The following is a 21,157-nucleotide window of genomic DNA, read 5'->3' on the forward strand; positions in this document are numbered from 1 at the left end:
CTTAAATTTAAGGGGACCAGATAAAGAAAAGGCCTTGCTAATGCAAGGCCTCAGTTAGGTTAGGCTAGAACTCATGCGCACACTTAAAAAGTCTCCACAGAGAGTCCCCTATCCCTTTTATCTGACACCTTGTGAGTCTCTCTGGACTCCCCTTAAAGGTTAAATTTGTATTAGTATACTCTTTCAAAGAAAAAAAGTCAAGTAGAAAACGAACATTCTACTTGACTGTACTGGATTATTTTTCACGAATGACTTCGACCTTGTAGCCATCAGGGTCCTTGACAAAATAATAGTTTGGTGGGGTTCCTGGAAGTCCATTAGGGGCTGTCACCTCATAGCCTTTAGCGCTATGTTCTTGATGTAGGGCCTCAAGGTCAGGTGTACTGAGGGCGATATGGGCAAAGCCGTCTCCTACCACGTAAGGACCGTGATCATAGTTATAGGTCAACTCCAACTCGTAGTCATCACCATCAAGTCCTAGATAGACAATCGTGAAGGCATGGTCTGGAAAATCCCTGCGACGCAATTCTTTAAAACCAAAAGCATCTTGATAAAATGCGATTGATTTTTCAAGATTTTCTACTCGCAAACAAGTGTGTAGCATTTTTGAAGCCATATATTCTCTCTTATTTTTAAAAAGACTGGGACAATCCTGTTCCAGTCTTATCAATTATTATTTACCAAGTTTTGCTTTAGCTGCATCTGCAAGAGCTGTGAAAGCTGCTGCATCGTTAACAGCCAAGTCAGCAAGCATTTTACGGTTTACTTCGATCTCAGCCAATTTCAAACCATGCATCAATTGTGAGTATGAAAGTCCGTTCATACGAGCTGCCGCGTTGATACGAGTGATCCACAATTTGCGGAAGTCACGTTTCTTTTGACGACGGTCACGGTATGCATAGTAGTAAGAGTTCATTACTTGTTCTTTTGCAGTACGGAACAAGATGTGTTTAGCTCCATAGTAACCTTTTGCTAATTTAAGAATACGTTTACGACGTTTGCGTGATACAACGCCACCTTTAACACGTGCCATGTTTTATTTCCTCCAAATATTTCCTAGAATTGTTTACTTACTGTTAGGCTATTATTTCAAGCGAGTAAGCATTGCTTTGATACGTTTGAAATCTCCTGAATGCACCATAGATGCTTTACGAAGATGACGACGTTGTTTCTTAGTTTTTCCGTGGAAACGGTGAGAAGTGTAAGCACGGAAACGTTTAAGTCCACCAGAACCTGTACGTTTGAAACGTTTAGCTGATGCGCGGTGTGTTTTTTGTTTTGGCATGATTTTTTCTCCTTTATTTAACTTTCTGACACTTATTTTTTGTCAGTTGCTGGCGCCAACTGCATGAACATTTGGCGTCCATCCATCTTAGCTCGTTGTTCGATGATCGCAATATCTTGTGTTGCTTCAGCAAACTCGGCTAAAACTTTTGCACCAATCTCTTTATGGGTGATCATACGCCCTTTAAAGCGAATGGATACCTTAACTTTATTTCCTTTTTCAAGGAACTTGCGTGCATTGCGAAGTTTTGTGTCAAAGTCACCCTTGTCAATAGTTGGACTCAGACGAACTTCTTTCACAGTAACAACACTTTGTTTTTTACGTTGTTCTTTTTGCTTTTTCTGATACTCAAATTTGAACTTACCGTAGTCCATAATTTTAGCAACAGGCGGTTTTGCTTGGGGTTGAATCAATACTAAGTCAACATTTGCACTATCAGCCAATGCTTGCGCTTCGCTGAGTGGCTTAATGCCTAGCTGTTCTCCCTCAAGACCGATCAAGCGAACTTCACGTACACGAATTTCATCATTGATGAATAAGTCTTGCTTTGCTATGGTTTTCACCTCTTTTTTATTATTAGAGAAAAACAATAGCGGACTCGTAATAATACAAGCCCGCACGTTATGATAGCGTTTCTTAGAAACTTTTCATCCGTAGGGCCAGGCAACTTGATGTCACAAGGCGAGAAGCTCTCACTTCTGCTTTTCTCAACTTTTATATGATACCAAGTTTTCTATCCCTTGTCAAGATAAAAAGTCAATTTTTCGAAAAGTTTGTCTATTTTATCGAACCGTTTCAATTCTCCAACTATTCCACCCTGTAAAGCGGATAGCCCCTTGCTGGTCAGTTCGGTAAATCTTACTCTTGATACTTTCCAGTCGTGTCAAGGTTTCCTGATGGGGAAGTTTCGTACGATTGCTCTTTCCGACTGAAATGAGAGTAATTTGTGGTTTGATTTTTTCTAGGAAAGCTGGATTTGATGAGGTTTTAGCACCATGTTGGCCTGCTTTCAGGACATCCACCTCTAAGTCAGGGTATTGCTTTAGAAGATCCTTCTCTCCTTTTTCCTCCAAGTTTCCAGTAAAGAGAAAATACTTATCCAAGAGTTTTCCATAAAGAACCAGAGAATCATCACGATTCCCATCTCCAATCTTCCTTGGAGATAGGACTTCTAAGTAACTGCCAAAAATCGGGAAATTCTCCCCAGCTGCCACACTACGTACCTTGTTTTGACTTGCTTCTAGTTCCGCTACAAATTCCTTCTGTGTCAGACTTCCTTTTGATACTAAAATCTCCCCAACATGGAAAGCCTTAGTCACCTCCAGTAAATCACCAACATGCTCCTTGTCTGTATTTGTCAAAACCAGCTGATCAATCTTATCTACTCCTCGACTTTTTAGATAGGGAATCAAGTTTCGCTGAGCATTGCTGGTTGTCACCTTTTCTTGCCAAGCCTCGATTTTCTTAGTAGACTCTTCCTTACCACCTACATCTATGAGAATGGTTTTCCCAGTTACATCCCGTAGGAAAATATTCTCCCCTTGCCCAACATCCAGCATGGTGATTTCATTTTCCAGCGGATGCTTGGTCAGGAAAAAGAGACCCACAATAAAGAGACTGAATCCTACTAGTCTTTTAATGTTTTTCCTCATGTCATAGACTAAGGCTAATGAAACTAAGAGAAGAATCAAAAGCCATGCGTTGGGTTGTCCGAAGACCAGGGGCCTGCTTGCCAGTTGCGATACCAAGCGAATGATATTCTCCAACCACTCAAAGACAAAGTTAAACTGAATGACTGGGTAGAGAAATGAAAAGGCAAATAAAATAGACAAAAGCGGTAAGAAGACCACATCAAACAGAAAGGAAAAGGCAAAAGTCAAAAGGATAGACCAAGACTGAAATTCCGCAAAATAGAAGGATAGAATGGGCAATATTCCCAAGGAAATGACCAGACTTTCTCTGGCAACAGCCTTGAACCCATCGCCTTCTTTGCTGGTCATGGTCAAGATAAAAGCATAGGCGCAGGACAAGACCCCTCCAGCTGTCATGAAAAAGTTGGGCATGATGATAAAGAGGACAAGGACTGTCAAGGCAAAATTATCCAAGCCCTTAAGACCATGTTGGGCCAGTAACTTTTGCAAGAGACTGCGAATGACCGATGCTGAAAATCCTGTCAGACCGGCATAGATAAGGGAAAAAGGATAGGTCAGCCACTTCAACTTTTCTTGGCTCAAGCCCAATCGTAAGAGGAGTTTCTTAAAGGCATCCATAAAGAAGCCCACCTGCATACCCGACAAGGCAAAGAGATGGATAATTCCAAGACTAGAATAGAGCTCATTCATCTCCTCAAAGTCTGTGTCCAAATGTCCTAAAAGAAGACCTGTCATATAATTGCGCATAGGATCTGGAAAGTGCGTCTTGATCCAAACTACAGCCTTTCGACGTAAGCTGGACAAATTTTCTCCTATATCCCAACTGCTAACCTGTTTAAGTGACTGGATGTTCTTGATAGTCAGTGTCTGGTAAATCCCCTGGGTCTTTAGATAGGCTTGGTAGTCAAATCCACCAAAATTCCTTTGACCTTCTGGCTCGGAAAGTTTTCCTTCTAGCTCTATCTCATAAAGGTCTGCCAAGGCCTGAAAATGCTCTTTCTCCTCCTCAGACTGGAGTTTATAATAAACTTGGAAAATGCGTCCATCAGACTTGCCCCGAAAGGACAGACTATCTCCATTGACTTTGATAGTATCAGGCAAAATCCGTATCCTCTCAACAGAACCCACTAGGTTCTGACTAGCTTGTGCCTGTTGCCAAGTTTGAAACAGAAACCAAAATCCAAAAACTCCACAAATCGCTAGAACTTTACCAGCCGATTTCCAAGGAAATTGGAAAAAGAGACAGACAAGCAAAAAAACAAAACCTAGCAGTGCGAGATAGGACGCTCCAAAAATTGCATAGTAAAGCCAGAGTAACAGAAAACTCAGATAGATTAGGGGGATAGGAAAATTCTTAATCCACTGTGACATAATCTTTTAGCTTTTCTATGGTCTTAGCGCCAATGCCAGAGACCCTCTTTAATTCATCTACCGACTTGAATTTGCCATTCGTCTCACGATGGTCGATAATATCCTGGGCTCGTTTTCCTCCCAAGCCTTTGACCTGCTTGAGTTCTTCCAGACTAGCTTTATTGAGGTTGACCTTCTTTTCTTTACTTGACGAAGGAGTCGTTCCAGAGGCAGTCTGCTGACTAGCTGATTCTTCCCCCTTAGTTGGAACATATACAAGAGCCTCGTCACTGACTTTCTGAGCGAGATTGAGCGACTTACTATCTGCCTCCTCTGTCAAGCCACCAGCTTTCTGAACGGCATCATGAACACGACTGCCTACTGGCAAATCATAAATCCCTGGCGATTTAACGGCACCTTTGACATCCACTGTAATCAAATCTTGTTCAAGGGGTTCGTCCCTTTCCTCCTTTTTCACTTCTTTTTCAGACGATGAATCCTTTGAAACAGCTGCGACTTCAGTCTGCAAATTTGTTTCTGTGACGGGTGTCTGTGTAGTTGGCTTTAGTAGGAAAAATGCGCCCAAGGCCAAGCCTAAAACAGCACAGATGACAATGATTTTATACTCTTTGATTTTCTCGATAATTGCTTCCATATTTTCTCCTCTCTTAAGTTATTCGCAAGAGAAATAAAAAAACAGTCGAAAATTTCTTTTCAACTGCTTATTTATTTGTAAAATAGTCTTCCTTAGTCAAGACATAATGAACCCTTGTAACGATGCGTCCTTTTTCATGCTGGTCCATACAAGCATAAGCTTCTTCGTGGGAAAAGCGCATGCCTGATTTCTCCATGACCTTTCCTGACGCCGGATTATCCTTATCGTATAAAGCAACTAACTTGTTCATCCCAATCTTCTCAAAAGCCAGCTCAATCACGGCTCGATTGGCTTCTGTCGTCAATCCTTGATTCCAATATTTTTTATTGATAATGTAGCCAATAGCTGCTTTCTTAAGAACAGGATCAATCTTGTGCAGGTCAATGGTACCGATAAACTGACCATTGCTTTTTAGTTCGATTCCCCATCGTCCCAAGGGATTGGCCAAGTAGAACTGAGCGATGTTATTCTTGGTTTCTTCCAAGCTTTGATTGGTTGGAAAAGTGTAGCGCGTATTTTCTCTGTCTGAGGCATACTGAAACATAGCATCCGCATCATCCAAGGTTACAGGTCGGAGCAACAAACGCTCTGTTTCTATAGACGGATACTGGGCAAATTTCACAAATATTGATTCCATACTTTTCCCTCCATTAAAACTTGATTCCCACTAGTCTAGCATAAATAAATTTTGATAACAAGTTTTTCTTGATTTTTGAAGCGGTTTCATATAAAATATAACCATCACATTTTTGATTTATGAAATGGAATGTGACAACTATAATAATCCCGTCAATTGAAAGGTAGGTTATCTCTATGTTAATCGGAATCCCAAAAGAAATTAAAAATAATGAAAACCGTGTTGCCCTCACTCCTGCTGGCGTCCACAGTTTAGTCAGTCGTGGACATCGTGTTCTCATCGAAACAAATGCTGGTCTCGGTTCAGGATTTACTGATGCGGACTATCAAAAGCAAGGAGCTGAGATTGTCGCTACTGCTGCTGAAGCCTGGGCTGCCGAATTAGTCGTGAAAGTAAAAGAACCACTAGCTTCTGAATACGGTTATTTGCGTGATGATCTTCTCCTCTTCACTTACTTGCACATGGCCGCTGCTCCAGAATTGGCAGATGCTATGCTAGCAGCCAAAACAACAGGAATTGCCTATGAAACGGTCCGTGACAATCAAGGACAACTACCACTCCTCGTTCCTATGAGTGAAGTTGCAGGTCGTATGGCCGTTCAAATCGGAGCTCACTTCCTTACTAAGCAAGCTGGTGGCTCTGGTGTCCTACTAGGTGGTGTACCAGGTGTTTCAAAAGGAAAAGTAACCATCATCGGTGGTGGTGTCGTCGGTACACATGCTGCCCGCATTGCCCTTGGACTCGGTGCTCAAGTGACTATTTTAGATATCAGTGCCAAACGACTCTCAGTTCTAGAAGAAGTCTTTGGAAACCAAATCCAAACTCTTATGTCCAATTCATTCAACATCGAAGCAAGTGTGAGAGATGCTGATGTGGTGATTGGTGCAGTTCTCATCCCTGGTGCCAAGGCTCCGAAATTAGTGACAGATGAGATGGTCAAACAAATGCGTCCAGGCTCTGTCATCGTTGACGTTGCCGTTGACCAAGGTGGCGTTATCGAGACAGCTGACCGTGTGACAACGCACGATGAACCTGTCTATGAGAAACACGGTGTTCTCCACTATGCCGTTGCCAATATCCCTGGTGCGGTTGCCCGTACTTCTACTATCGCCCTAACAAATGTCACTCTTCCTTATATCGAAGCTCTGGCTGGCAAAGGATTCGCACAAGCAATTGCTGAAGATGAGGGCTTGCGTCAAGGTGTGACCACTTATCAAGGTTACTTGACCAGCCTCCCAGTTGCTCAAGGCCTCGATAAAGATCATACGTCTATCGACGAACTTGTTTAAATCTAGACACTCATTAAAAAGAAGAAGAGCAGTTCAAATGGAACTGCTCTTCTTTTGTTATTCTGTCTCTTCCTTCTTTTCTTCATTTTTAAGTGGAGCTGGTTCATAAGCTCGGATAATCTGAGAGACAACTGGATGACGAACCACATCCTTAGCTGAAAAATGAACAAAGTCGATTTGGTGAATATTCTTAAGCTTTTCTTGGGCATCAATCAAACCGGACTTGACATTACGCGGCAGGTCAATCTGACTGATATCTCCATTGACAATCATCTTAGAATTAAATCCTAAACGAGTCAGGAACATCTTCATCTGCATGATGGTCGTATTTTGTGCCTCATCGAGAATAACAAAAGCATCGTCCAAGGTCCGTCCACGCATGTAGGCAAGGGGCGCAATCTCGATAATTTCACGCTCCATAAGACGAGTCGTCTGGTCTTTTCCTAAAATCTGATACAAGGCATCGTAAACAGGTCGAAGGTAAGGGTCCACCTTTTCCTTGAGATCACCCGGAAGAAATCCAAGACTCTCACCAGCTTCCACTGCTGGACGAGTTAGGATAATTCGCTTGACCTGCCCACGTTTAAGGGCAGTTACTGCCAAAGTCACTGCAAGAAAGGTCTTCCCTGTCCCTGCTGGTCCGATTCCAAAGGTCACATCATGCTGTTTGACACTGTCCACATAAAGTTTTTGACCTAAGGTTTTGACACGGATCGGTTTCCCAGTATTGTCCTTGATAATTTCTTCTTCGTAAAGGGCGACAAACTTATCAATTTCATCATTTTTGACCATGGTAATAGCCGTCACCACATCTGGCGTGCCAACCGTCATTCCTCGATTCACCAAGACCATCAAGGCTTGGATAACCTGACGGGCTTCCTCGCATGCAGCTTCTTCTCCCAAAACCTGGACAATCTCCGTACGGGCATGAATCACCACATCGAGCTCTTCTTCCATCAAACGAAGATGGCGCTCGTTGGATCCAAAAAGATGAAACAAGTCATCTGGATGACTCAGTTGAATGTCTATTGAATGTTCCTTCAAATAAAGAACCTCTCTAATCCGTTTATTTCTTTTTATTATAGCAAAGAGAACAATAAAATACTAGCCTCATCTCATTGTCTCTAGTGTTCTAAGTATTCTTGCCAGATGGCGTCAAAGTCTCCTAGGTTAAAAGAGAAACTGGCATGCTCCTCCAAAAAGCGACTTACCTCATCAAAATCATCCGTGTGTTTTGGGAAGGCTGACTCTTCAAAAGCGAGGTCTGCCAAGATAGCTTTAGGACTGTTACTTTTAGGATTGCGCTCAGTCATGAGCCAACTGTAAAATGATTTTCTCAATTCTTTCTCCTATCAAGAGTTTTTTAATGACACTTTTCTGATTCTTGAAAATTACTGGACTTAGCCTCTGAAACGTAGTGGTTTATAAAATCTGTTTTCGCATCTGTATAGGCGTCTCGATCGTGTTCAAATTTTTTCCACAAACTTAGTTTTAATTCCTGATACGCTTGGGCAATATCTGGATGCTGGCAGAGATAATCTCTAAAATAAATCTCGTCATGATCTCCCGCCATTCGCAAATGTAAATGAAAAACTTTCTCAGCAAATCCCTGCTCTGTATATCCTTTATTTAGCGAAATCCTGGTAGGACTCTCCGACATCACTAGCCAACCATTCTTCACCAATAAATCCCTAACTCTTGCTAAATCCTCTATTTTACCTACTTCTAGCAGAATATCAACGATATTTTTGGCCCAAATATTAGGGATAGCAGTGCTACCGATATGTTCTATTCTTTTAATAACATTTGCACCCAATATTTTTTTCAGACTTGTTTTTTCCGATTCATACCAGTCTTTCCACTCTGACTTGTGCTCTACTAGAAAAATAGGAAAAAGTTGCCAGAGTTCCTCTAAACTCATTTCTTCAAGTTTCTTTATCATGTCTATAAGGTTTAAATCAACTCTGTCCCAAACTGGTCTTGCTTGATTTTACCAGCCTTCATCAAGCCTCCGAGTGCTTTCTTGAACTGACCTTTAGAAATGCCAAAGGTTGCCTTGATATCCTCAGGGGATGACTTATCATTCAAGGTCATAAAACCGCCATTGCTTTCCAAGTAGGTCAAAATCATCTGGGCATCATTTTCCAACATCTCAAAAGAACGCGGTTTAAGGGAGAGGTTCAGAGTGCGGTCAACCTCGCGGAAACCAATGACACGCGCATCTAAAACTTGTCCCAAACGTGGCTCTGCGTAGCGCTCACTAGGATGGATAAAACCAAGCATGTTATTCTCTGGCAGGTAAACAAAAGTTCCTGACAGCTTGAGGCGGTAAACGATAGCTGGCCAGTTTTGGTTCTGCATGTTGTTATAGGCAGGACGAGCCAGACGTTGGAAGTCTTCTTGATAAGCCAAGAGTCCCCAGATACGGTCTTTCTTGTCCACTTCGAGACGAATGTAGAGTTTATCCCCCTTCTTTGGCCAGAGTTCCTTGAGCTCAGGGAGAATATCTAGTGATACTACGACTTCCTTATCGGGCAGACCTGTATCCACAAAGACACCCAAGTCTTTACGAACTTCTGTTACGGTTCCCCAACCAAATTGGTCCTGAGTCGCAGTCACTTCTAGAGTGGTCAAGCGGAGTTTTTGCTTCATATCCGTGTAGGCAAAACCTTTGACCGTATCCCCTACTGTATGTTGCCCTTCTTCCTTGGAAAGTGCATAGGTTTGACCATCCTTTTGCACAAAGTAAAAACGGTCATTTTCATCGATGATAAGTCCAACGATAAAACTTGCAAGATTTGTATTCATATTTCCTTCTTTCGAATAAAACTCAGCCAGCAATGCCAACTGAGTTTTTCTGTTTATTTTTAGACTTCCAAAAGTTCTTTTTCTTTATTGGCAGTCATGTCGTCGATGTGTTTAACAGCATCGTCTGTTACTTTTTGAATATCTTTTTCAAGAGTCTTCAATTCGTCTTCAGTGATTTCTTTTGCTTTTTCTTGCTTTTTAGCTTCGTCCATAGCGTCGCGGCGGATATTGCGGACAGCCACTTTAGCATTTTCACCGACCTTCTTCACTTCTTTGGCAAGGTCACGACGAGTCTCTTCTGTAAGAGCAGGGATAACCAAGCGGATCACAGAACCGTCATTAGCTGGTGTAATACCAAGATCAGAAGCGTTCAAGGCACGTTCGATGTCTTTCAATGAAGACTTGTCAAATGGTGTTACCAACAAAACACGCGCTTCTGGAATCGTAATTGAAGCGATTTGGTTAAGAGGAGTTTCGACTCCATAGTATTCTACATGGATACGGTCTAGCAAGCTTGCGTTGGCACGACCGGCACGGATACCACCAAATTCACGAGCAAGTGATTGGTGAGACTGGGTCATTCTCTCTTTTGCTTTTTCTACAATTGCATTAGCCATAATTTTCTTATTCCTTTTCTTCGATATTGTTTGAAACTGTTGTTCCGATATTTTCACCAAATACGACACGTTTGATGTTGCCTGGTTGGTTCATATTGAAGACAACCAAGTCAATGTCGTTGTCCATAGAGAGGGTTGAAGCAGTTGAGTCCATGATACGAAGACCTTTATTGATAACATCACGGTGGGTCAATTCTTCAAACTTAACGGCAGTTTTGTCTTTCTTAGGATCGGCATTGTAAACACCGTCTACACCATTTTTAGCCATAAGGATGGCATCCGCTTCGATTTCAGCTGCACGAAGGGCTGCTGTTGTATCTGTTGAGAAGTAAGGTGAACCAATCCCAGCACCAAAGATAACGATACGACCCTTTTCAAGGTGGCGAAGGGCACGTCCACGTACATAAGGTTCTGCCACTTGTTGCATCGCAATGGCAGTTTGCACACGCGTATCGACACCAACTTGTTGCAATGAATCTGCCATCACAAGAGCATTCATCACGGTCCCAAGCATTCCAGTGTAATCTGCCTGAACACGGTCCATTCCTGCTTCTGCAGCAGGTTCCCCACGCCAGAGATTTCCTCCACCAATAACAAGGGCAATTTCGATACCTAAGCTATGAACTTCTTGAATCTCTTTTGCGATTGTTTGAACTGTCTGGATATCAATCCCTACGCCACGTTCACCGGCAAGGGCTTCACCTGATAACTTGATTAAAATACGTTTATACTTGGGATTCGCCATTTTTACTCTCCTTTTTTTATCTTACCTATTTTATCACAATTTCTAAGATTTTTATAGTATCATGGGCAATTCTTTGAAAAAAATTAGACCGTTAAAAATTCCTCTAAGTCGGTAAGAGCACGCTCTGCAATTTTTTCATAACGAGCCTTCTTATCACGTATACGCTCGCCATCCAATTCCTTGATAATCCCAAAATTGACATTCATTGGTTGGAAATGTTTGCTATCAGCGTGAGTGATGTAATGAGCTAGACTTCCGATCGCTGTGGTCTCTGGGAAGATAGCTTCACTTTCACCCTTGAAGAGTCGAGCCGCGTTAATACCTGCAACTAAGCCTGACGCTGCTGACTCAACATAGCCTTCCACACCCGTCATCTGACCAGCAAAGAAGAGGTTGGGTTGTTTCTTAGAACGATAGGTTTGCTCAAGAAGATTTGGCGAATCCATGTAAGAATTGCGGTGCATGACCCCATAACGGACAAACTCAGCATTTTCAAGACCTGGAATCATTTGGAAGACACGCTTTTGTTCTCCCCATTTGAGGTGGGTCTGGAAACCGACGATATTGTAGAGGCTACCAGCCGCATTGTCCTGACGAAGCTGGACAACTGCATACGGTGTTTTGAACTCCCCGTCACGAGGGCCTGTATAATCGTCTGGATACTCCAGACCAACTGGTTTCATAGGACCATAAAGCATGGTTTTAATGCCACGTTTAGCCATGACTTCGATAGGCATACAACCTTCAAAGTACTTTTCTTTTTCAAACGAATTGAGCGGTGCTTCTTCCGCATTGACCAAGGCTTCATGGAAATCCATAAATTCTTGCTTGGTCATAGGGGCATTGAGGTAGGCTGCTTCTCCCTTGTCATAACGAGACTTGAGATAGACCTTGCTCATATCGATGGTGTTAACGTCAATAATCGGCGCCGCCGCGTCATAGAAATAGAATCCATCCCCATCATTAAGGGCATGAATCTTCTCAGCTAGGGCATCGCTGGTCAAAGGACCAGTCGCTACAACCGTAATAACATCCGTCGGCAATTCTGTAATTTCATCACGAACCACCTCAATCAAGGGGTGGTTGGCCACTTTCTCAGTCACCATCTGTGAGAACCCTTCGCGGTCCACCGCAAGGGCTCCGCCCGCAGGAACACGTGTAGCTTCTGCTGATTCCAAGATAACAGAACCCAAGCGACGCATTTCTTCCTTAAGGAGTCCAACGGCATTTGTCAAAGCATCCCCACGCAAGGAATTGGAACAAACCAACTCAGCAAAATTGTCTGTTTTGTGCTGAGGAGTTGATTTGACACCACGCATTTCATAGAGTTTAACTGGAATACCACGTTCTGCGATTTGGTAAGCTGCTTCAGACCCTGCCAAACCTGCTCCGATAACATTGATATAAGATTGAGACATGACACTAATACCTCTTTGGGTGGAACCTAAGTTCATATCAAAACAAGCTACTAGACTGTTTGACACCCACAAATCTTTCTAATTTTTCTTCTACTAGTATAACAAAAAAAGGGAAGAAGGCAAACTTCCCTGTTTAGTCATTTTCTTGATTTTCTTCCCATTCGTGGTAGGCAGCGTAGAGCTGGCTTTTATTCCACTGGTAGAGTTTCGCAACTTCCTTAATGGCTTGATTTTTCTTCATGCCATGCTGGATACGAGCTTGGATTTCTGAAAACAAGTCCTCCTCGTCCTTTTCCTCCACATCCTGACTGGCACCTTCAACGATGAGAAGGCATTCGCCCTTGAGTGGAGTTTCAGCTATGCTTTCTAATAACTCAGAAATGTTACCTCGTTGGTATTCTTCATAGATTTTAGTCAATTCCCTGACCAAGACTACCGAGCGGTCACCGTAGACTTCTAGCATATTTTCTAACGTATCCGCTACACGGTGGGGTGATTCATAGAAAATCTGAGTTTCTGGGTAATCTTTTTTTAAGTCGAAAAATTGCTTTTGCTGGCCTGATTTTCTCGGTAAGAAACCGTAAAAAATATGTGGTTGTGGCGACAAACCACTGGCAATCAAAGCAGAAATCCCTGCAGAGGCACCTGGAACGGTAACAACTGCGATTTCTTCCTCAATAGCTGCCTTGACCAAATCATGCCCAGGATCTGAGATACTAGGCAGACCCGCATCGGATACCTGAGCAATACTTTGCCCCGCTTTCAAGAACTCAATCAAATCAGGAATCTTTTCCTTGGCATTGTGCTCATGAAAACTGATCTGCTTAGTAGAAATATCAAAATGCTTGAGCAAAAAACCAGTATTGCGCGTGTCCTCAGCAGCAATCCAGTCCACCTCTTTCAAGGTCTGTATGGCACGAAAGGTCATATCATCTAGATTGCCAATCGGCGTTGCTACTAGGTAAAGCTTGCCATAGGGAGATTGTCCCTTAAAACTTTTTTGAATCTGCATGCCTACTCCCTGTACAACAACTCGTCACAGAACATACATTCCTCGTCCTGTTCTCGGCGTTGTCCATAAAAATCATTACAAACGTGAAACCCGTCTTTATAGATCCGACGGACGCTTTCACGAACATGCTTAGCCTTGACGGGAGTATCTGCTTCCACCTCGCCTAAGCGTTCGCGCAACTTACTATTTTCCAAGCGAAGAGCTGTATTTTCCTCTACCAGGCTCTTGAGATTTTTCTTGATAGCTTCCACATCGGCCAAGGTCACCAATAACTGTTGGGAAAAATCGTCTAGCGCGTCAAATAATTCTTTTTTGTCCATAAAACAGCCCTTTCCTTTCTTTATCCTTTTTTGAGTTTATATTTCTTTCAAGACCAGATATTCCATGGCATTTTGAAAGCTGACATTAGCCTGCCACATTTTTCTAGCTTCTAGCAAATCTTGTAAAATCTGTCGAATCCTTGCTTGCAAGAGATCCTGCCCACAGAGGACTTCGAGGATTCGCAAGACCTGATCTTGTTTTTCCTTGTCATCTGCCAAGCTGGCTAATTTCGCAACTTGGAGATAACTTTCTTTTTTCTTAGCTAATAAACAGGTCAGCAGGCGTTCACTCTCATCGACCAAGATCCAAAAACTTGCCTGATTGGCCAACTTTTCAGCTTCAGCTCGTGATTGACAAAACTGGGCTAAAAGAGTCGCTTTTTTCTTAACCAGACCTGCTTGCTCTAATTGATAGATGAGCTTTTCTTCTTGCTTTTTAAAGTGAAAAATTTGGGTCCGACTTCGGATAGTTGGCAACATCTTTTCCTCATCGCTGGTCAAGAAGAAAATGTAAACCTCACTCTGGGGTTCTTCGATGACCTTGAGCAGAGAATTAGCCGCGTTAGGATGCATTTTCTCCGCCTGCTCAATAATAAAAACCTGTTGCTGACTTTCAATCCCTGCTTGAGAAAACTGGCCCACCAATTCCCGAATGCGTTCTGTCTTAATGACCTGATTGACTGGCTTAATCAAAGTAACATCGGGAAATTCTTCCATCTCAATCAGCTTGCAGTTTCGGCATTTCTCACACGGCAAAACGCCTACTTTATCCGTACAAAAGAGGCTCTTAGCCAAAAACTGCGCCATTTCCAAGCTTCCAAAGAAACCTGAAAAGAGATAGGCGTGATTGAGCTGGTCTTGTTCTAAGATACGGACAAAGCGGTCAAACTGGTCTGGTTGCCAGGCCTTTAGTTGTTCTTGTTTCATTTAGCCAAGCCCATTCTGTCAAACAAGACAGCCTTGGTCGTTTCCACAACTTGCTCCAAAGGAAGACTCGCATCAATCTTGACAATGCGATTTCCTTCTTTGTCCAGAAGAGAAAGATAACCTTGACGAACTTTCTTGTGCAAGTCTAAGCCTTCCAAGTCCAAACGATTGACCTCGCGATCACTATTAGCAGCAATGCGAGCCAGCCCCTCTTCCACCTCGATGTCAAAATAGAGTGTCAAATCAGGTTTGAGGCCATCTGTCACAAAGTGATTGAGCCAATCAATGGCATCAATATCCAAGCCACGACCAAATCCCTGATAAGCAAGGGAACTATCGATGAAACGGTCCATAATGACCAACTTGCCAGCTTCAAGAGCAGGGAGAACTTTTTCCACCAAGTGCTGTCTACGACTGGCAATATAGAGAAGGAGTTCCGTTTTAGGATCCATCTGAGTATGACTTGGGTCCAAAATCACTTCCCGAATTTTCTCTCCAATCAAGACTCCACCTGGCTCACGGGTCGTCAGCACCTCTACTCCTTTTTCCTCTAAAATTGGGAGCAGAGCCTCTAAAACACTGGTCTTGCCTGCTCCCTCTGGTCCCTCAAGAGAGACTAAAAATCCTTTTGACATGTCTAACTCATTTCTTTTTTACTACTTCTATTCTATCAAAAAAATAGGTTTTTGTGACAATCTTTTTGTGTCTTCTCCCTTCAATCGACCATAAAAGAGGTAGACAAAGCCACCTCTTATTCACCTAGTTCTTGCGTTCGTTTGTAGGCTTGATGAACTGCGTCCATGACTGTACCTCTAAAGGCATGTTCTTCCAGACTTGCTACACCAGCGATAGTCGAACCACCTGGACTACAAACTTGGTCTTTCAAAACTCCAGGATGTTGCTGGCTTTCGAGAACCATTTGCCCAGCGCCGACTACTGTTTGGGCTGCCATTTTCAAGGCCCTTTCTCGGGGCAATCCTGTCTGCACACCCGCATCTGCTAAAGCCTCGATAAAAAGGTAGACAAAGGCTGGTCCACAACCTGCAAGACCTGTCGCAGCATCGATTAAGCCATCCCCCAGCTCAACCAAGAGACCAGCCTTGGCTAAAAGCTGACAAAAGAGCTCCCTGTCCTCAGCACAACAGTTTTCTGATAAAGCGTAACTAATCACTCCTTGGCCGATAGCCACTGGTGTATTGGGCATGATGCGAATAATTCGGTGTTGACTTGACAGAAGACTTGCCAGTTTTTCCAAAGTCAATCCAGCCGCCATGGAAATCAAAAGAAGACTCTCTCTCTTTTCAAGGATGGTCTGGTATTGAGAAAGCAAGTCTGAGAACTGAGCAGGCTTAACTCCTAGAAAAATCACATCTGCTTCTGCGAAGATTTCGTCATTGCTGGAAGCCTGACCACCAAAGTTGGCAATGAAAGCATCTACTTTCGCTTGACTACGATTGGCAAGGAGAATCTGAGCACCCGTTTTGGCCTGCAAGACAGCTTTCGCCAAGCTAGAACCCATATTCCCCAAACCGATAAATCCAATCTTCATCTCTTACTCCCTTATCTGTCCGTCACCAGTAACCACATACTTGTAGCTAGTCAACTCTTTCAAGCCCATTGGACCACGCGCATGTAGTTTCTGAGTAGAAATCCCCATCTCACATCCAAGACCAAATTGCCCACCATCAGTGAAACGAGTCGAGGCATTGACATAAACCGCTGCTGAGTCCACTTGATCTGTAAAGTAAACTGCAGCTTCAGCATTTTCCGTCACAATGGCATCCGAATGATGGGTACTGTGATCTTCAATATGCGCAACCGCTTCTTCTAAACTGCTCACAACCTTAACCGCTAGGATATAGTCTAAAAACTCGGTGTCAAAGTCTTGTGCCTCAGCTGCTCGACCTGAAACAAACTGACTTGCTGTGCTATCCAAACGAAATTGAATTGGTTCCAGTCCAGCTTCCTTACGCTCTGCAACCAGAACTTGTTCCAAGCGAGGAAGGAAGCTTGCTGCCTTGTCTTCATGAACCAGCAAAACCTCCATGGCATTGCAGACAGAAGGGCGACTAGTTTTAGCATTGTTGATGATAGCTAGAGCCTTGTCTTCATCAGCATCCTTATCTACATAGACATGGACAATCCCAGTTCCTGTCTCGATAACAGGTACGATAGCATTTTCAACCACAGCATTGATCAAGCCAGCGCCTCCACGAGGAATGAGAAGGTCTAGATAACCCTTGGCCTTCATCATGGCATAGCTACTTTCACGGCTAGTATCTTCCACCTGTTGAATCACCTCTGGATGAATGGTAGTCGTCTCCAAGCCCTTCTTTAAAGCTGTGACAATAGCATGAGCTGTTTGATAGGCGTCCTTACCACTACGAAGAACGACCGCATTGCCACTTTTAAGAGCCAAAGCAGCCGCGTCAGACGTCACATTTGGACGGCTTTCATAGATAATCCCAATAACCCCCATGGCCACACGCTTCTTAGTAATAACCAAGCCATTTTCAAGATGATTGGTTTCTAAAACTTCACCAATAGGATCTGGTAAAGCAACCACTTCACGAATCCCTCTTGCCATCGCTTCTATACGTCCCTCATCCAAATAAAGACGGTCTAGCATAACATCTGAGATTTTCCCCTTGGCCACTGCCATATCGAGGGCATTTGCCACTAAAATCTCCTCAGTAGCCGCCAATAAATGATCAGCCATAGCTAGCAAGGCTTGGTTTTTCACTGCTTCGCTGGCAGTATTGATTGACTTTTTAACAGCCTGTACCTGTTCAAATTGTTCTTGTGTACTTACCATCGTTCACCTCTAAAATTCTGTAAAGAGCAGCTGGATTTCAGGAGTGATGGAAATCCAGTCATCACGGTGAATCAAGACTCCCTTAGCTTTTTGAGAACGGAGCATATCTTCTAGGGCTGAGACGCCAAATTGGACACGTCCCTTTCCAAGAGATTGACCTGTTTCTTTATCTGCTACTGTGACAATATCGTGGTAGGAGAAGTTTCCTTCCACTTCTACCACACCCGATAAAAGGAGACTTTTCCCGTTTTTTGAAAGTGCCTCTGCAGCTCCACCATCTACCCAAATCGTTCCCTGACTTTGAGCATAGAAGGCCAGCCATTGTTTCTGGGTACGAAGTCCCTTCTCTTGCGCAACAAAGAAGGAACCATCCTTAGTCTCTTCCGCTGCCTCAATCAGTGCATCCGATTTCAAGGAGGAGCAAATATAGACTGGCACACCTGACTCCGTCGCAATAGTTGCAGCTTTGATTTTTGTCAGCATACCCCCAGTACCGTTTGACGAACCTGCCCCACCAGCCATATCAATAATCTCACGATTGATAGTCTCAATTTTGTCCAAGCGTTTAGCTGTTGGATCTGAGTTGGGATTTCCAGTATAGAGACCGTCCACATCAGTCAAGAGAACTAAAAGGTCTGCTTGAACCATCGCCGCTACCTGGGCACTCAGAGTGTCATTATCACCCACCTTGAGTTCGTCAATGACGACACTGTCATTCTCGTTGATGATGGGAATTGCACCACGGCTAAGTAGAACTGACAAAGCCTGATGGGCATTTTTATAACGGCGCTTATCCACAAAGTCGTCCTGTGTCAGTAAGATTTGTGCAGAAACGATTTGACGCATGAGGAGGTTGGTTGTGTATTCCTCCAACAAAAGTCCCTGACCAACTGCAGCTGAAGCTTGTTTATCTGCAATCTTGGTCGGACGTTTTTTAAAACCCAAAGCTCCAAATCCAGCGGCAACTGCTCCAGATGACACTAAAATCAACTCATGTCCCGCCTCATGCAGCATAGCCAATTGCTGGGTAATTGCCTTTACTTTACTCCTTGATAAACTCCCGTCTTCATTTGTCAAGGAGGAGGTCCCCACCTTAAAGACGATTCGTTTGTACTTCATATTCTCACTCCGATTCTTCATATTTATCCATTATAACATGAATGCTTTAAAATAGAAAAGACTTGAAATGAAAAAGGTTGAGACAGTCATCTCAACTCTTTTATCTATTCTCAGTTTTACGCAATCTTTCCAGCGTTTCCTTAAATATCTCTGGAATATCTGCTGTAAATTCCAAGGTTTCACCTGTTCTCGGATGAGTAAAACCTAGAGTCTTGGCATGGAGAAATTGTCCATGTCCTTTCAGGGTTTTACGAGGACCATAGACTTCATCACCAGCGACTGGATGGCCAATATAAGCCATATGAACACGAATTTGGTGGGTACGTCCTGTTTCCAGTTGCAACTCCACTAAGCTATAATCACCAAAACGTTCCAAAACGTGGAAACGTGTCACTGCCGGCTTCCCTTTAGCAGTCACAGCCTGTTTCTTACGGTCTTTTTCACTCCGACCAATCGGAGCTTCAATCACACCACGATCATTGGGAAGATTGCCATGAACAATCGCCCAATATTTGCGGAGAGACTTCTTATCCTTGAGTTCTTGAGCGAGTGCTAAGTGGGCCTCATCATTCTTAGCAATCATAAGGAGACCAGACGTGTCCTTGTCAATGCGGTGAACGATACCTGGTCGAAGAACACCATTGATACCTGACAAGTCCTTGATATGGTACATGAGGGCATTGACCAAGGTTCCACTTGTATGACCGGCGCTCGGATGGGCCACCATGCCTTGAGGTTTATTAACAACGGCTACATCCTCATCTTGGTAGATAATCTCGAGCGGCAGATTCTCAGCCACATACTCTAAAACCTCTGGTTCTGGCACATGGTAGGTGACGATATCCCCCTCTTGGACAGTGTATTTTGCTTTCTTGGCTTGCCCATTAACCAAGACTTGTCCAGCCTTGATTTGTTCATTAGCGAGACTGCGTGACAATTCTGTCAGGTCAGACAGAGCCTTGTCTAAACGTTGCCCACCAGTTTCAATTTTTATTTCCATTTACTTCCTCTTTAAGCATTGCAATCAATAGAACAATGACACCAACTGTCAAATAACCGTCAGCAACATTGAAAATCGCAAAGTTGATAAAGTCTAGGTGAAACATATCCACCACAAAACCTTGACTCATTCTGTCGATAAAGTTGCCCAGACCTCCCGCGATTATCAAAGTCAGTCCAAAAACCATCCAGAGAGAATCCTCCATATGTTTATGTAGATACCAAATGGCTCCTACCATGACGACCAGTGTAATGACAGCAAATAACCACTGCTGATCTTGCAGCATCGAAAAGGCTGCCCCACGATTTTGCAGGTAGGTCAAGCTAACGAGATTGGGGATCCACGAACGCACTTCACCCAGTGGAATCTGCTGGACAACATAATTTTTGACCAACTGATCCAACCCAATCAAAAGCAGTATAATGACTGCTACTATTCCTCTTTTTTTCATGATTTCCTCTTTTGATCAAAATATTCTTGCATGACTTCTACGAAGAGAGTCCCAGCTTGGCTAAGCTCCACTTCCTCACGTTTGACGTAGACCATGCGGTTATCTAGATTATCCTTGAGACGAATGACTGTGATTCCATTGACACTGTCACTATCTAAAAATCCTGAACCTGTCGCATAGGCATCCGTCCGCTCCAAAATACCATTCAAAGTAGCACGGTCGGTCACATTGAACATCTGTGAGCTCGCGCTGGTGTCGACAAAGTTCTCTGAATAGTATAGATACTCATCCTTTTCCTGGGTGAAACGAACTGTTGGTAAATCCGCTAGGTCCTCCATGACCAATTCCTCTTTCTGTGCTAAAGGATGCCCTTCACGAAGATAAATGTGAGTCTGGAAAGGAATTAGTTCAATAACTTCTAAACCAAGCTTTTCAACCCGTTGCATAATTCCCTTTTTATTTTGGTTGTTGAGGTAGATAATCCCAATCTCACTGTGTCCTTGGGCCACTTCATCTAAGATTTGAACTGTAGTAGACTCAAAAATACGAAAGTTCTTATAATCAGGATAACGTTCTGAAAAGGCCGTAATGGTTGGTGGCAAGAAGTCATAGTGTTGACTGGCAATGGAAAATTCATCTTTTTCTTCTTCAGGATTGGCATACTGATTTTGAAAAATATCAAATCCTTTGACTAATTCTTGCGCTTTTTCATAAAATTCCATCCCACGACGGGTCAAGAAAGTCCCTGAGCTGGTCCGACGGAAAATCTTAAAACCCAGCTCTTTTTCCAAATCGCGCACAGAAATAGACAGACTTGGCTGACTAACATACATCTTTTCAGCAGCTTCACGGAAAGTACCACTATTGGCAATGGCCACAACATAGCGTAATTGTTGAATGTTCATCTTTTACCCCCAACTTCTCTATCTGTTCATTATACCATATTTCAGAATTTTTCCAAAAAAGAAAAAAGTACCCATCGCAAGTTTAAATCTAACTATTCTCTATTAAATTCAAAATGGGTATCAAAACAAAAAAATAGGCTCTCCGAAAACTT

At 43.1% G+C, this 21,157-nt stretch carries 25 protein-coding genes, 1 pseudogene and 1 other annotated feature; of the genes and pseudogenes, 2 read left to right on the forward strand and 24 right to left on the reverse strand.

Going from position 1 to position 21,157, the window contains the following annotated elements; all coding sequences use genetic code 11:
- Positions 1-235: 235 nt before the first annotated feature.
- The 7 genes from gloA to HMPREF1149_RS04065 all read right to left on the reverse strand — a co-directional run bounded on the left by gloA (position 236) and on the right by HMPREF1149_RS04065 (position 5,579).
- Entirely contained in the window at positions 236-616 is a 381-nt protein-coding gene (gene gloA, locus HMPREF1149_RS04035; protein ID WP_000157146.1) for a lactoylglutathione lyase, read from the reverse strand.
- A gap of 57 nt (positions 617-673) precedes the next feature.
- Positions 674-1,033, reverse strand: coding sequence for a 50S ribosomal protein L20 (gene rplT, locus HMPREF1149_RS04040; RefSeq protein WP_000124834.1), 360 nt, complete (start codon positions 1,031-1,033; stop codon positions 674-676).
- Between the two features lie 51 nt (positions 1,034-1,084).
- The gene (gene rpmI, locus HMPREF1149_RS04045) at positions 1,085-1,285 is read right to left on the reverse strand and encodes a 50S ribosomal protein L35 (RefSeq protein ID WP_001125942.1); all 201 of its coding nucleotides are present in this window, start codon (positions 1,283-1,285) and stop codon (positions 1,085-1,087) included.
- A 32-nt stretch (positions 1,286-1,317) separates the two neighbouring features.
- On the reverse strand, positions 1,318-1,848 hold the full coding sequence (gene infC, locus HMPREF1149_RS04050; RefSeq protein WP_000848184.1) for a translation initiation factor IF-3: 531 nt from the start codon (positions 1,846-1,848) through the stop codon (positions 1,318-1,320).
- Between the two features lie 15 nt (positions 1,849-1,863).
- Positions 1,864-1,995: a sequence feature (ribosomal protein L20 leader region), on the reverse strand.
- Between the two features lie 72 nt (positions 1,996-2,067).
- On the reverse strand, positions 2,068-4,308 hold the full coding sequence (locus tag HMPREF1149_RS04055; protein ID WP_000084751.1) for a DNA internalization-related competence protein ComEC/Rec2: 2,241 nt from the start codon (positions 4,306-4,308) through the stop codon (positions 2,068-2,070).
- Entirely contained in the window at positions 4,292-4,942 is a 651-nt protein-coding gene (locus HMPREF1149_RS04060; RefSeq protein ID WP_000387318.1) for a helix-hairpin-helix domain-containing protein, read from the reverse strand. The genes HMPREF1149_RS04055 and HMPREF1149_RS04060 overlap by 17 nt, the downstream gene beginning before the upstream one ends.
- A gap of 67 nt (positions 4,943-5,009) precedes the next feature.
- The gene (locus HMPREF1149_RS04065) at positions 5,010-5,579 is read right to left on the reverse strand and encodes a GNAT family N-acetyltransferase (protein ID WP_000443742.1); all 570 of its coding nucleotides are present in this window, start codon (positions 5,577-5,579) and stop codon (positions 5,010-5,012) included.
- 176 nt (positions 5,580-5,755) lie between these two features.
- Between HMPREF1149_RS04065 and ald the strand changes: the two genes are divergently transcribed.
- Positions 5,756-6,868: an alanine dehydrogenase gene (ald, locus tag HMPREF1149_RS04070; RefSeq protein ID WP_000904698.1), complete on the forward strand. Its 1,113-nt coding sequence runs from the start codon at positions 5,756-5,758 to the stop codon at positions 6,866-6,868.
- Between the two features lie 57 nt (positions 6,869-6,925).
- On the opposite strand, the gene HMPREF1149_RS04075 is transcribed toward ald, so the two are convergent.
- From HMPREF1149_RS04075 to HMPREF1149_RS04155, 17 genes are all read right to left on the reverse strand, one after another.
- Entirely contained in the window at positions 6,926-7,912 is a 987-nt protein-coding gene (locus tag HMPREF1149_RS04075; protein ID WP_000658175.1) for a PhoH family protein, read from the reverse strand.
- Positions 7,913-7,992: 80 nt separating this feature from the next.
- Positions 7,993-8,208, reverse strand: coding sequence for a YozE family protein (locus HMPREF1149_RS04080; protein WP_009066924.1), 216 nt, complete (start codon positions 8,206-8,208; stop codon positions 7,993-7,995).
- 23 nt (positions 8,209-8,231) lie between these two features.
- Entirely contained in the window at positions 8,232-8,810 is a 579-nt protein-coding gene (locus HMPREF1149_RS04085) for a GrpB family protein (RefSeq protein ID WP_029710828.1), read from the reverse strand.
- A gap of 11 nt (positions 8,811-8,821) precedes the next feature.
- Positions 8,822-9,676: an RNA-binding virulence regulatory protein CvfB gene (gene cvfB / locus HMPREF1149_RS04090; protein ID WP_001095470.1), complete on the reverse strand. Its 855-nt coding sequence runs from the start codon at positions 9,674-9,676 to the stop codon at positions 8,822-8,824.
- Positions 9,677-9,735: 59 nt separating this feature from the next.
- Entirely contained in the window at positions 9,736-10,293 is a 558-nt protein-coding gene (frr, locus tag HMPREF1149_RS04095) for a ribosome recycling factor (RefSeq protein ID WP_001262236.1), read from the reverse strand.
- 7 nt (positions 10,294-10,300) lie between these two features.
- Complete coding sequence (gene pyrH, locus HMPREF1149_RS04100) at positions 10,301-11,038, reverse strand: UMP kinase (protein ID WP_000002996.1); 738 nt, start codon at positions 11,036-11,038, stop codon at positions 10,301-10,303.
- A gap of 83 nt (positions 11,039-11,121) precedes the next feature.
- Positions 11,122-12,456: a methylenetetrahydrofolate--tRNA-(uracil(54)-C(5))-methyltransferase (FADH(2)-oxidizing) TrmFO gene (gene trmFO / locus HMPREF1149_RS04105; protein WP_000083739.1), complete on the reverse strand. Its 1,335-nt coding sequence runs from the start codon at positions 12,454-12,456 to the stop codon at positions 11,122-11,124.
- Positions 12,457-12,589: 133 nt separating this feature from the next.
- Complete coding sequence (gene rsmI / locus HMPREF1149_RS04110; protein ID WP_001166861.1) at positions 12,590-13,468, reverse strand: 16S rRNA (cytidine(1402)-2'-O)-methyltransferase; 879 nt, start codon at positions 13,466-13,468, stop codon at positions 12,590-12,592.
- A 2-nt stretch (positions 13,469-13,470) separates the two neighbouring features.
- On the reverse strand, positions 13,471-13,788 hold the full coding sequence (gene yabA, locus HMPREF1149_RS04115; RefSeq protein ID WP_000358229.1) for a DNA replication initiation control protein YabA: 318 nt from the start codon (positions 13,786-13,788) through the stop codon (positions 13,471-13,473).
- A gap of 36 nt (positions 13,789-13,824) precedes the next feature.
- Positions 13,825-14,715 (reverse strand): DNA polymerase III subunit delta', encoded by an 891-nt coding sequence (locus HMPREF1149_RS04120; RefSeq protein ID WP_000808199.1) that lies wholly within the window; start codon positions 14,713-14,715, stop codon positions 13,825-13,827.
- Positions 14,712-15,350 carry a dTMP kinase gene (tmk, locus tag HMPREF1149_RS04125; RefSeq protein ID WP_000033366.1) on the reverse strand — a complete coding sequence of 213 codons (639 nt, stop codon included), beginning with the start codon at positions 15,348-15,350 and terminating at the stop codon, positions 14,712-14,714. Before tmk ends, HMPREF1149_RS04120 begins: the two co-directional genes overlap by 4 nt.
- Before the next feature lie 116 nt (positions 15,351-15,466).
- Positions 15,467-16,264: a pyrroline-5-carboxylate reductase gene (gene proC, locus HMPREF1149_RS04130; protein WP_000689718.1), complete on the reverse strand. Its 798-nt coding sequence runs from the start codon at positions 16,262-16,264 to the stop codon at positions 15,467-15,469.
- A gap of 3 nt (positions 16,265-16,267) precedes the next feature.
- The gene (locus HMPREF1149_RS04135; RefSeq protein WP_000255268.1) at positions 16,268-17,530 is read right to left on the reverse strand and encodes a glutamate-5-semialdehyde dehydrogenase; all 1,263 of its coding nucleotides are present in this window, start codon (positions 17,528-17,530) and stop codon (positions 16,268-16,270) included.
- Between the two features lie 9 nt (positions 17,531-17,539).
- On the reverse strand, positions 17,540-18,649 hold the full coding sequence (gene proB / locus HMPREF1149_RS04140) for a glutamate 5-kinase (RefSeq protein WP_000875733.1): 1,110 nt from the start codon (positions 18,647-18,649) through the stop codon (positions 17,540-17,542).
- Positions 18,650-18,749: 100 nt separating this feature from the next.
- On the reverse strand, positions 18,750-19,649 hold the full coding sequence (locus HMPREF1149_RS04145; protein ID WP_000403224.1) for an RluA family pseudouridine synthase: 900 nt from the start codon (positions 19,647-19,649) through the stop codon (positions 18,750-18,752).
- Positions 19,633-20,100, reverse strand: coding sequence for a signal peptidase II (gene lspA / locus HMPREF1149_RS04150; RefSeq protein WP_000745669.1), 468 nt, complete (start codon positions 20,098-20,100; stop codon positions 19,633-19,635). Before lspA ends, HMPREF1149_RS04145 begins: the two co-directional genes overlap by 17 nt.
- Positions 20,097-21,005 (reverse strand): LysR family transcriptional regulator, encoded by a 909-nt coding sequence (locus HMPREF1149_RS04155; RefSeq protein ID WP_001025695.1) that lies wholly within the window; start codon positions 21,003-21,005, stop codon positions 20,097-20,099. The genes lspA and HMPREF1149_RS04155 overlap by 4 nt, the downstream gene beginning before the upstream one ends.
- Here HMPREF1149_RS04155 and HMPREF1149_RS11525 point away from each other — a divergent pair.
- Positions 20,998-21,072, forward strand: a pseudogene (locus HMPREF1149_RS11525) (AraC family transcriptional regulator); the annotation flags it as partial. The gene HMPREF1149_RS04155 and the pseudogene HMPREF1149_RS11525 overlap by 8 nt on opposite strands.
- Positions 21,073-21,157 lie beyond the last annotated feature (85 nt).

It is taken from the genome of Streptococcus sp. BS35b (genome assembly GCF_000286475.1).
Taxonomy (GTDB): Bacteria; Bacillota; Bacilli; order Lactobacillales; family Streptococcaceae; genus Streptococcus; species Streptococcus oralis_W.

Bases quoted from the DNA above. Each gene is read 5' to 3' on its own strand.
- gloA (WP_000157146.1), bottom strand. From the start codon at position 616: ATGGCTTCAAAAATGCTACACACTTGTTTGCGAGTAGAAAATCTTGAA.
- rplT (WP_000124834.1), bottom strand. From the start codon at position 1,033: ATGGCACGTGTTAAAGGTGGCGTTGTATCACGCAAACGTCGTAAACGT.
- rpmI (WP_001125942.1), bottom strand. From the start codon at position 1,285: ATGCCAAAACAAAAAACACACCGCGCATCAGCTAAACGTTTCAAACGT.
- HMPREF1149_RS04055 (WP_000084751.1), bottom strand. From the start codon at position 4,308: ATGTCACAGTGGATTAAGAATTTTCCTATCCCCCTAATCTATCTGAGT.
- HMPREF1149_RS04060 (WP_000387318.1), bottom strand. From the start codon at position 4,942: ATGGAAGCAATTATCGAGAAAATCAAAGAGTATAAAATCATTGTCATC.
- HMPREF1149_RS04065 (WP_000443742.1), bottom strand. From the start codon at position 5,579: ATGGAATCAATATTTGTGAAATTTGCCCAGTATCCGTCTATAGAAACA.
- ald (WP_000904698.1), top strand. From the start codon at position 5,756: ATGTTAATCGGAATCCCAAAAGAAATTAAAAATAATGAAAACCGTGTT.
- HMPREF1149_RS04085 (WP_029710828.1), bottom strand. From the start codon at position 8,810: ATGATAAAGAAACTTGAAGAAATGAGTTTAGAGGAACTCTGGCAACTT.
- cvfB (WP_001095470.1), bottom strand. From the start codon at position 9,676: ATGAATACAAATCTTGCAAGTTTTATCGTTGGACTTATCATCGATGAA.
- frr (WP_001262236.1), bottom strand. From the start codon at position 10,293: ATGGCTAATGCAATTGTAGAAAAAGCAAAAGAGAGAATGACCCAGTCT.
- pyrH (WP_000002996.1), bottom strand. From the start codon at position 11,038: ATGGCGAATCCCAAGTATAAACGTATTTTAATCAAGTTATCAGGTGAA.
- trmFO (WP_000083739.1), bottom strand. From the start codon at position 12,456: ATGTCTCAATCTTATATCAATGTTATCGGAGCAGGTTTGGCAGGGTCT.
- rsmI (WP_001166861.1), bottom strand. From the start codon at position 13,468: ATGCAGATTCAAAAAAGTTTTAAGGGACAATCTCCCTATGGCAAGCTT.
- yabA (WP_000358229.1), bottom strand. From the start codon at position 13,788: ATGGACAAAAAAGAATTATTTGACGCGCTAGACGATTTTTCCCAACAG.
- HMPREF1149_RS04120 (WP_000808199.1), bottom strand. From the start codon at position 14,715: ATGAAACAAGAACAACTAAAGGCCTGGCAACCAGACCAGTTTGACCGC.
- tmk (WP_000033366.1), bottom strand. From the start codon at position 15,350: ATGTCAAAAGGATTTTTAGTCTCTCTTGAGGGACCAGAGGGAGCAGGC.
- proC (WP_000689718.1), bottom strand. From the start codon at position 16,264: ATGAAGATTGGATTTATCGGTTTGGGGAATATGGGTTCTAGCTTGGCG.
- HMPREF1149_RS04135 (WP_000255268.1), bottom strand. From the start codon at position 17,530: ATGGTAAGTACACAAGAACAATTTGAACAGGTACAGGCTGTTAAAAAG.
- proB (WP_000875733.1), bottom strand. From the start codon at position 18,649: ATGAAGTACAAACGAATCGTCTTTAAGGTGGGGACCTCCTCCTTGACA.
- HMPREF1149_RS04145 (WP_000403224.1), bottom strand. From the start codon at position 19,649: ATGGAAATAAAAATTGAAACTGGTGGGCAACGTTTAGACAAGGCTCTG.
- lspA (WP_000745669.1), bottom strand. From the start codon at position 20,100: ATGAAAAAAAGAGGAATAGTAGCAGTCATTATACTGCTTTTGATTGGG.
- HMPREF1149_RS04155 (WP_001025695.1), bottom strand. From the start codon at position 21,005: ATGAACATTCAACAATTACGCTATGTTGTGGCCATTGCCAATAGTGGT.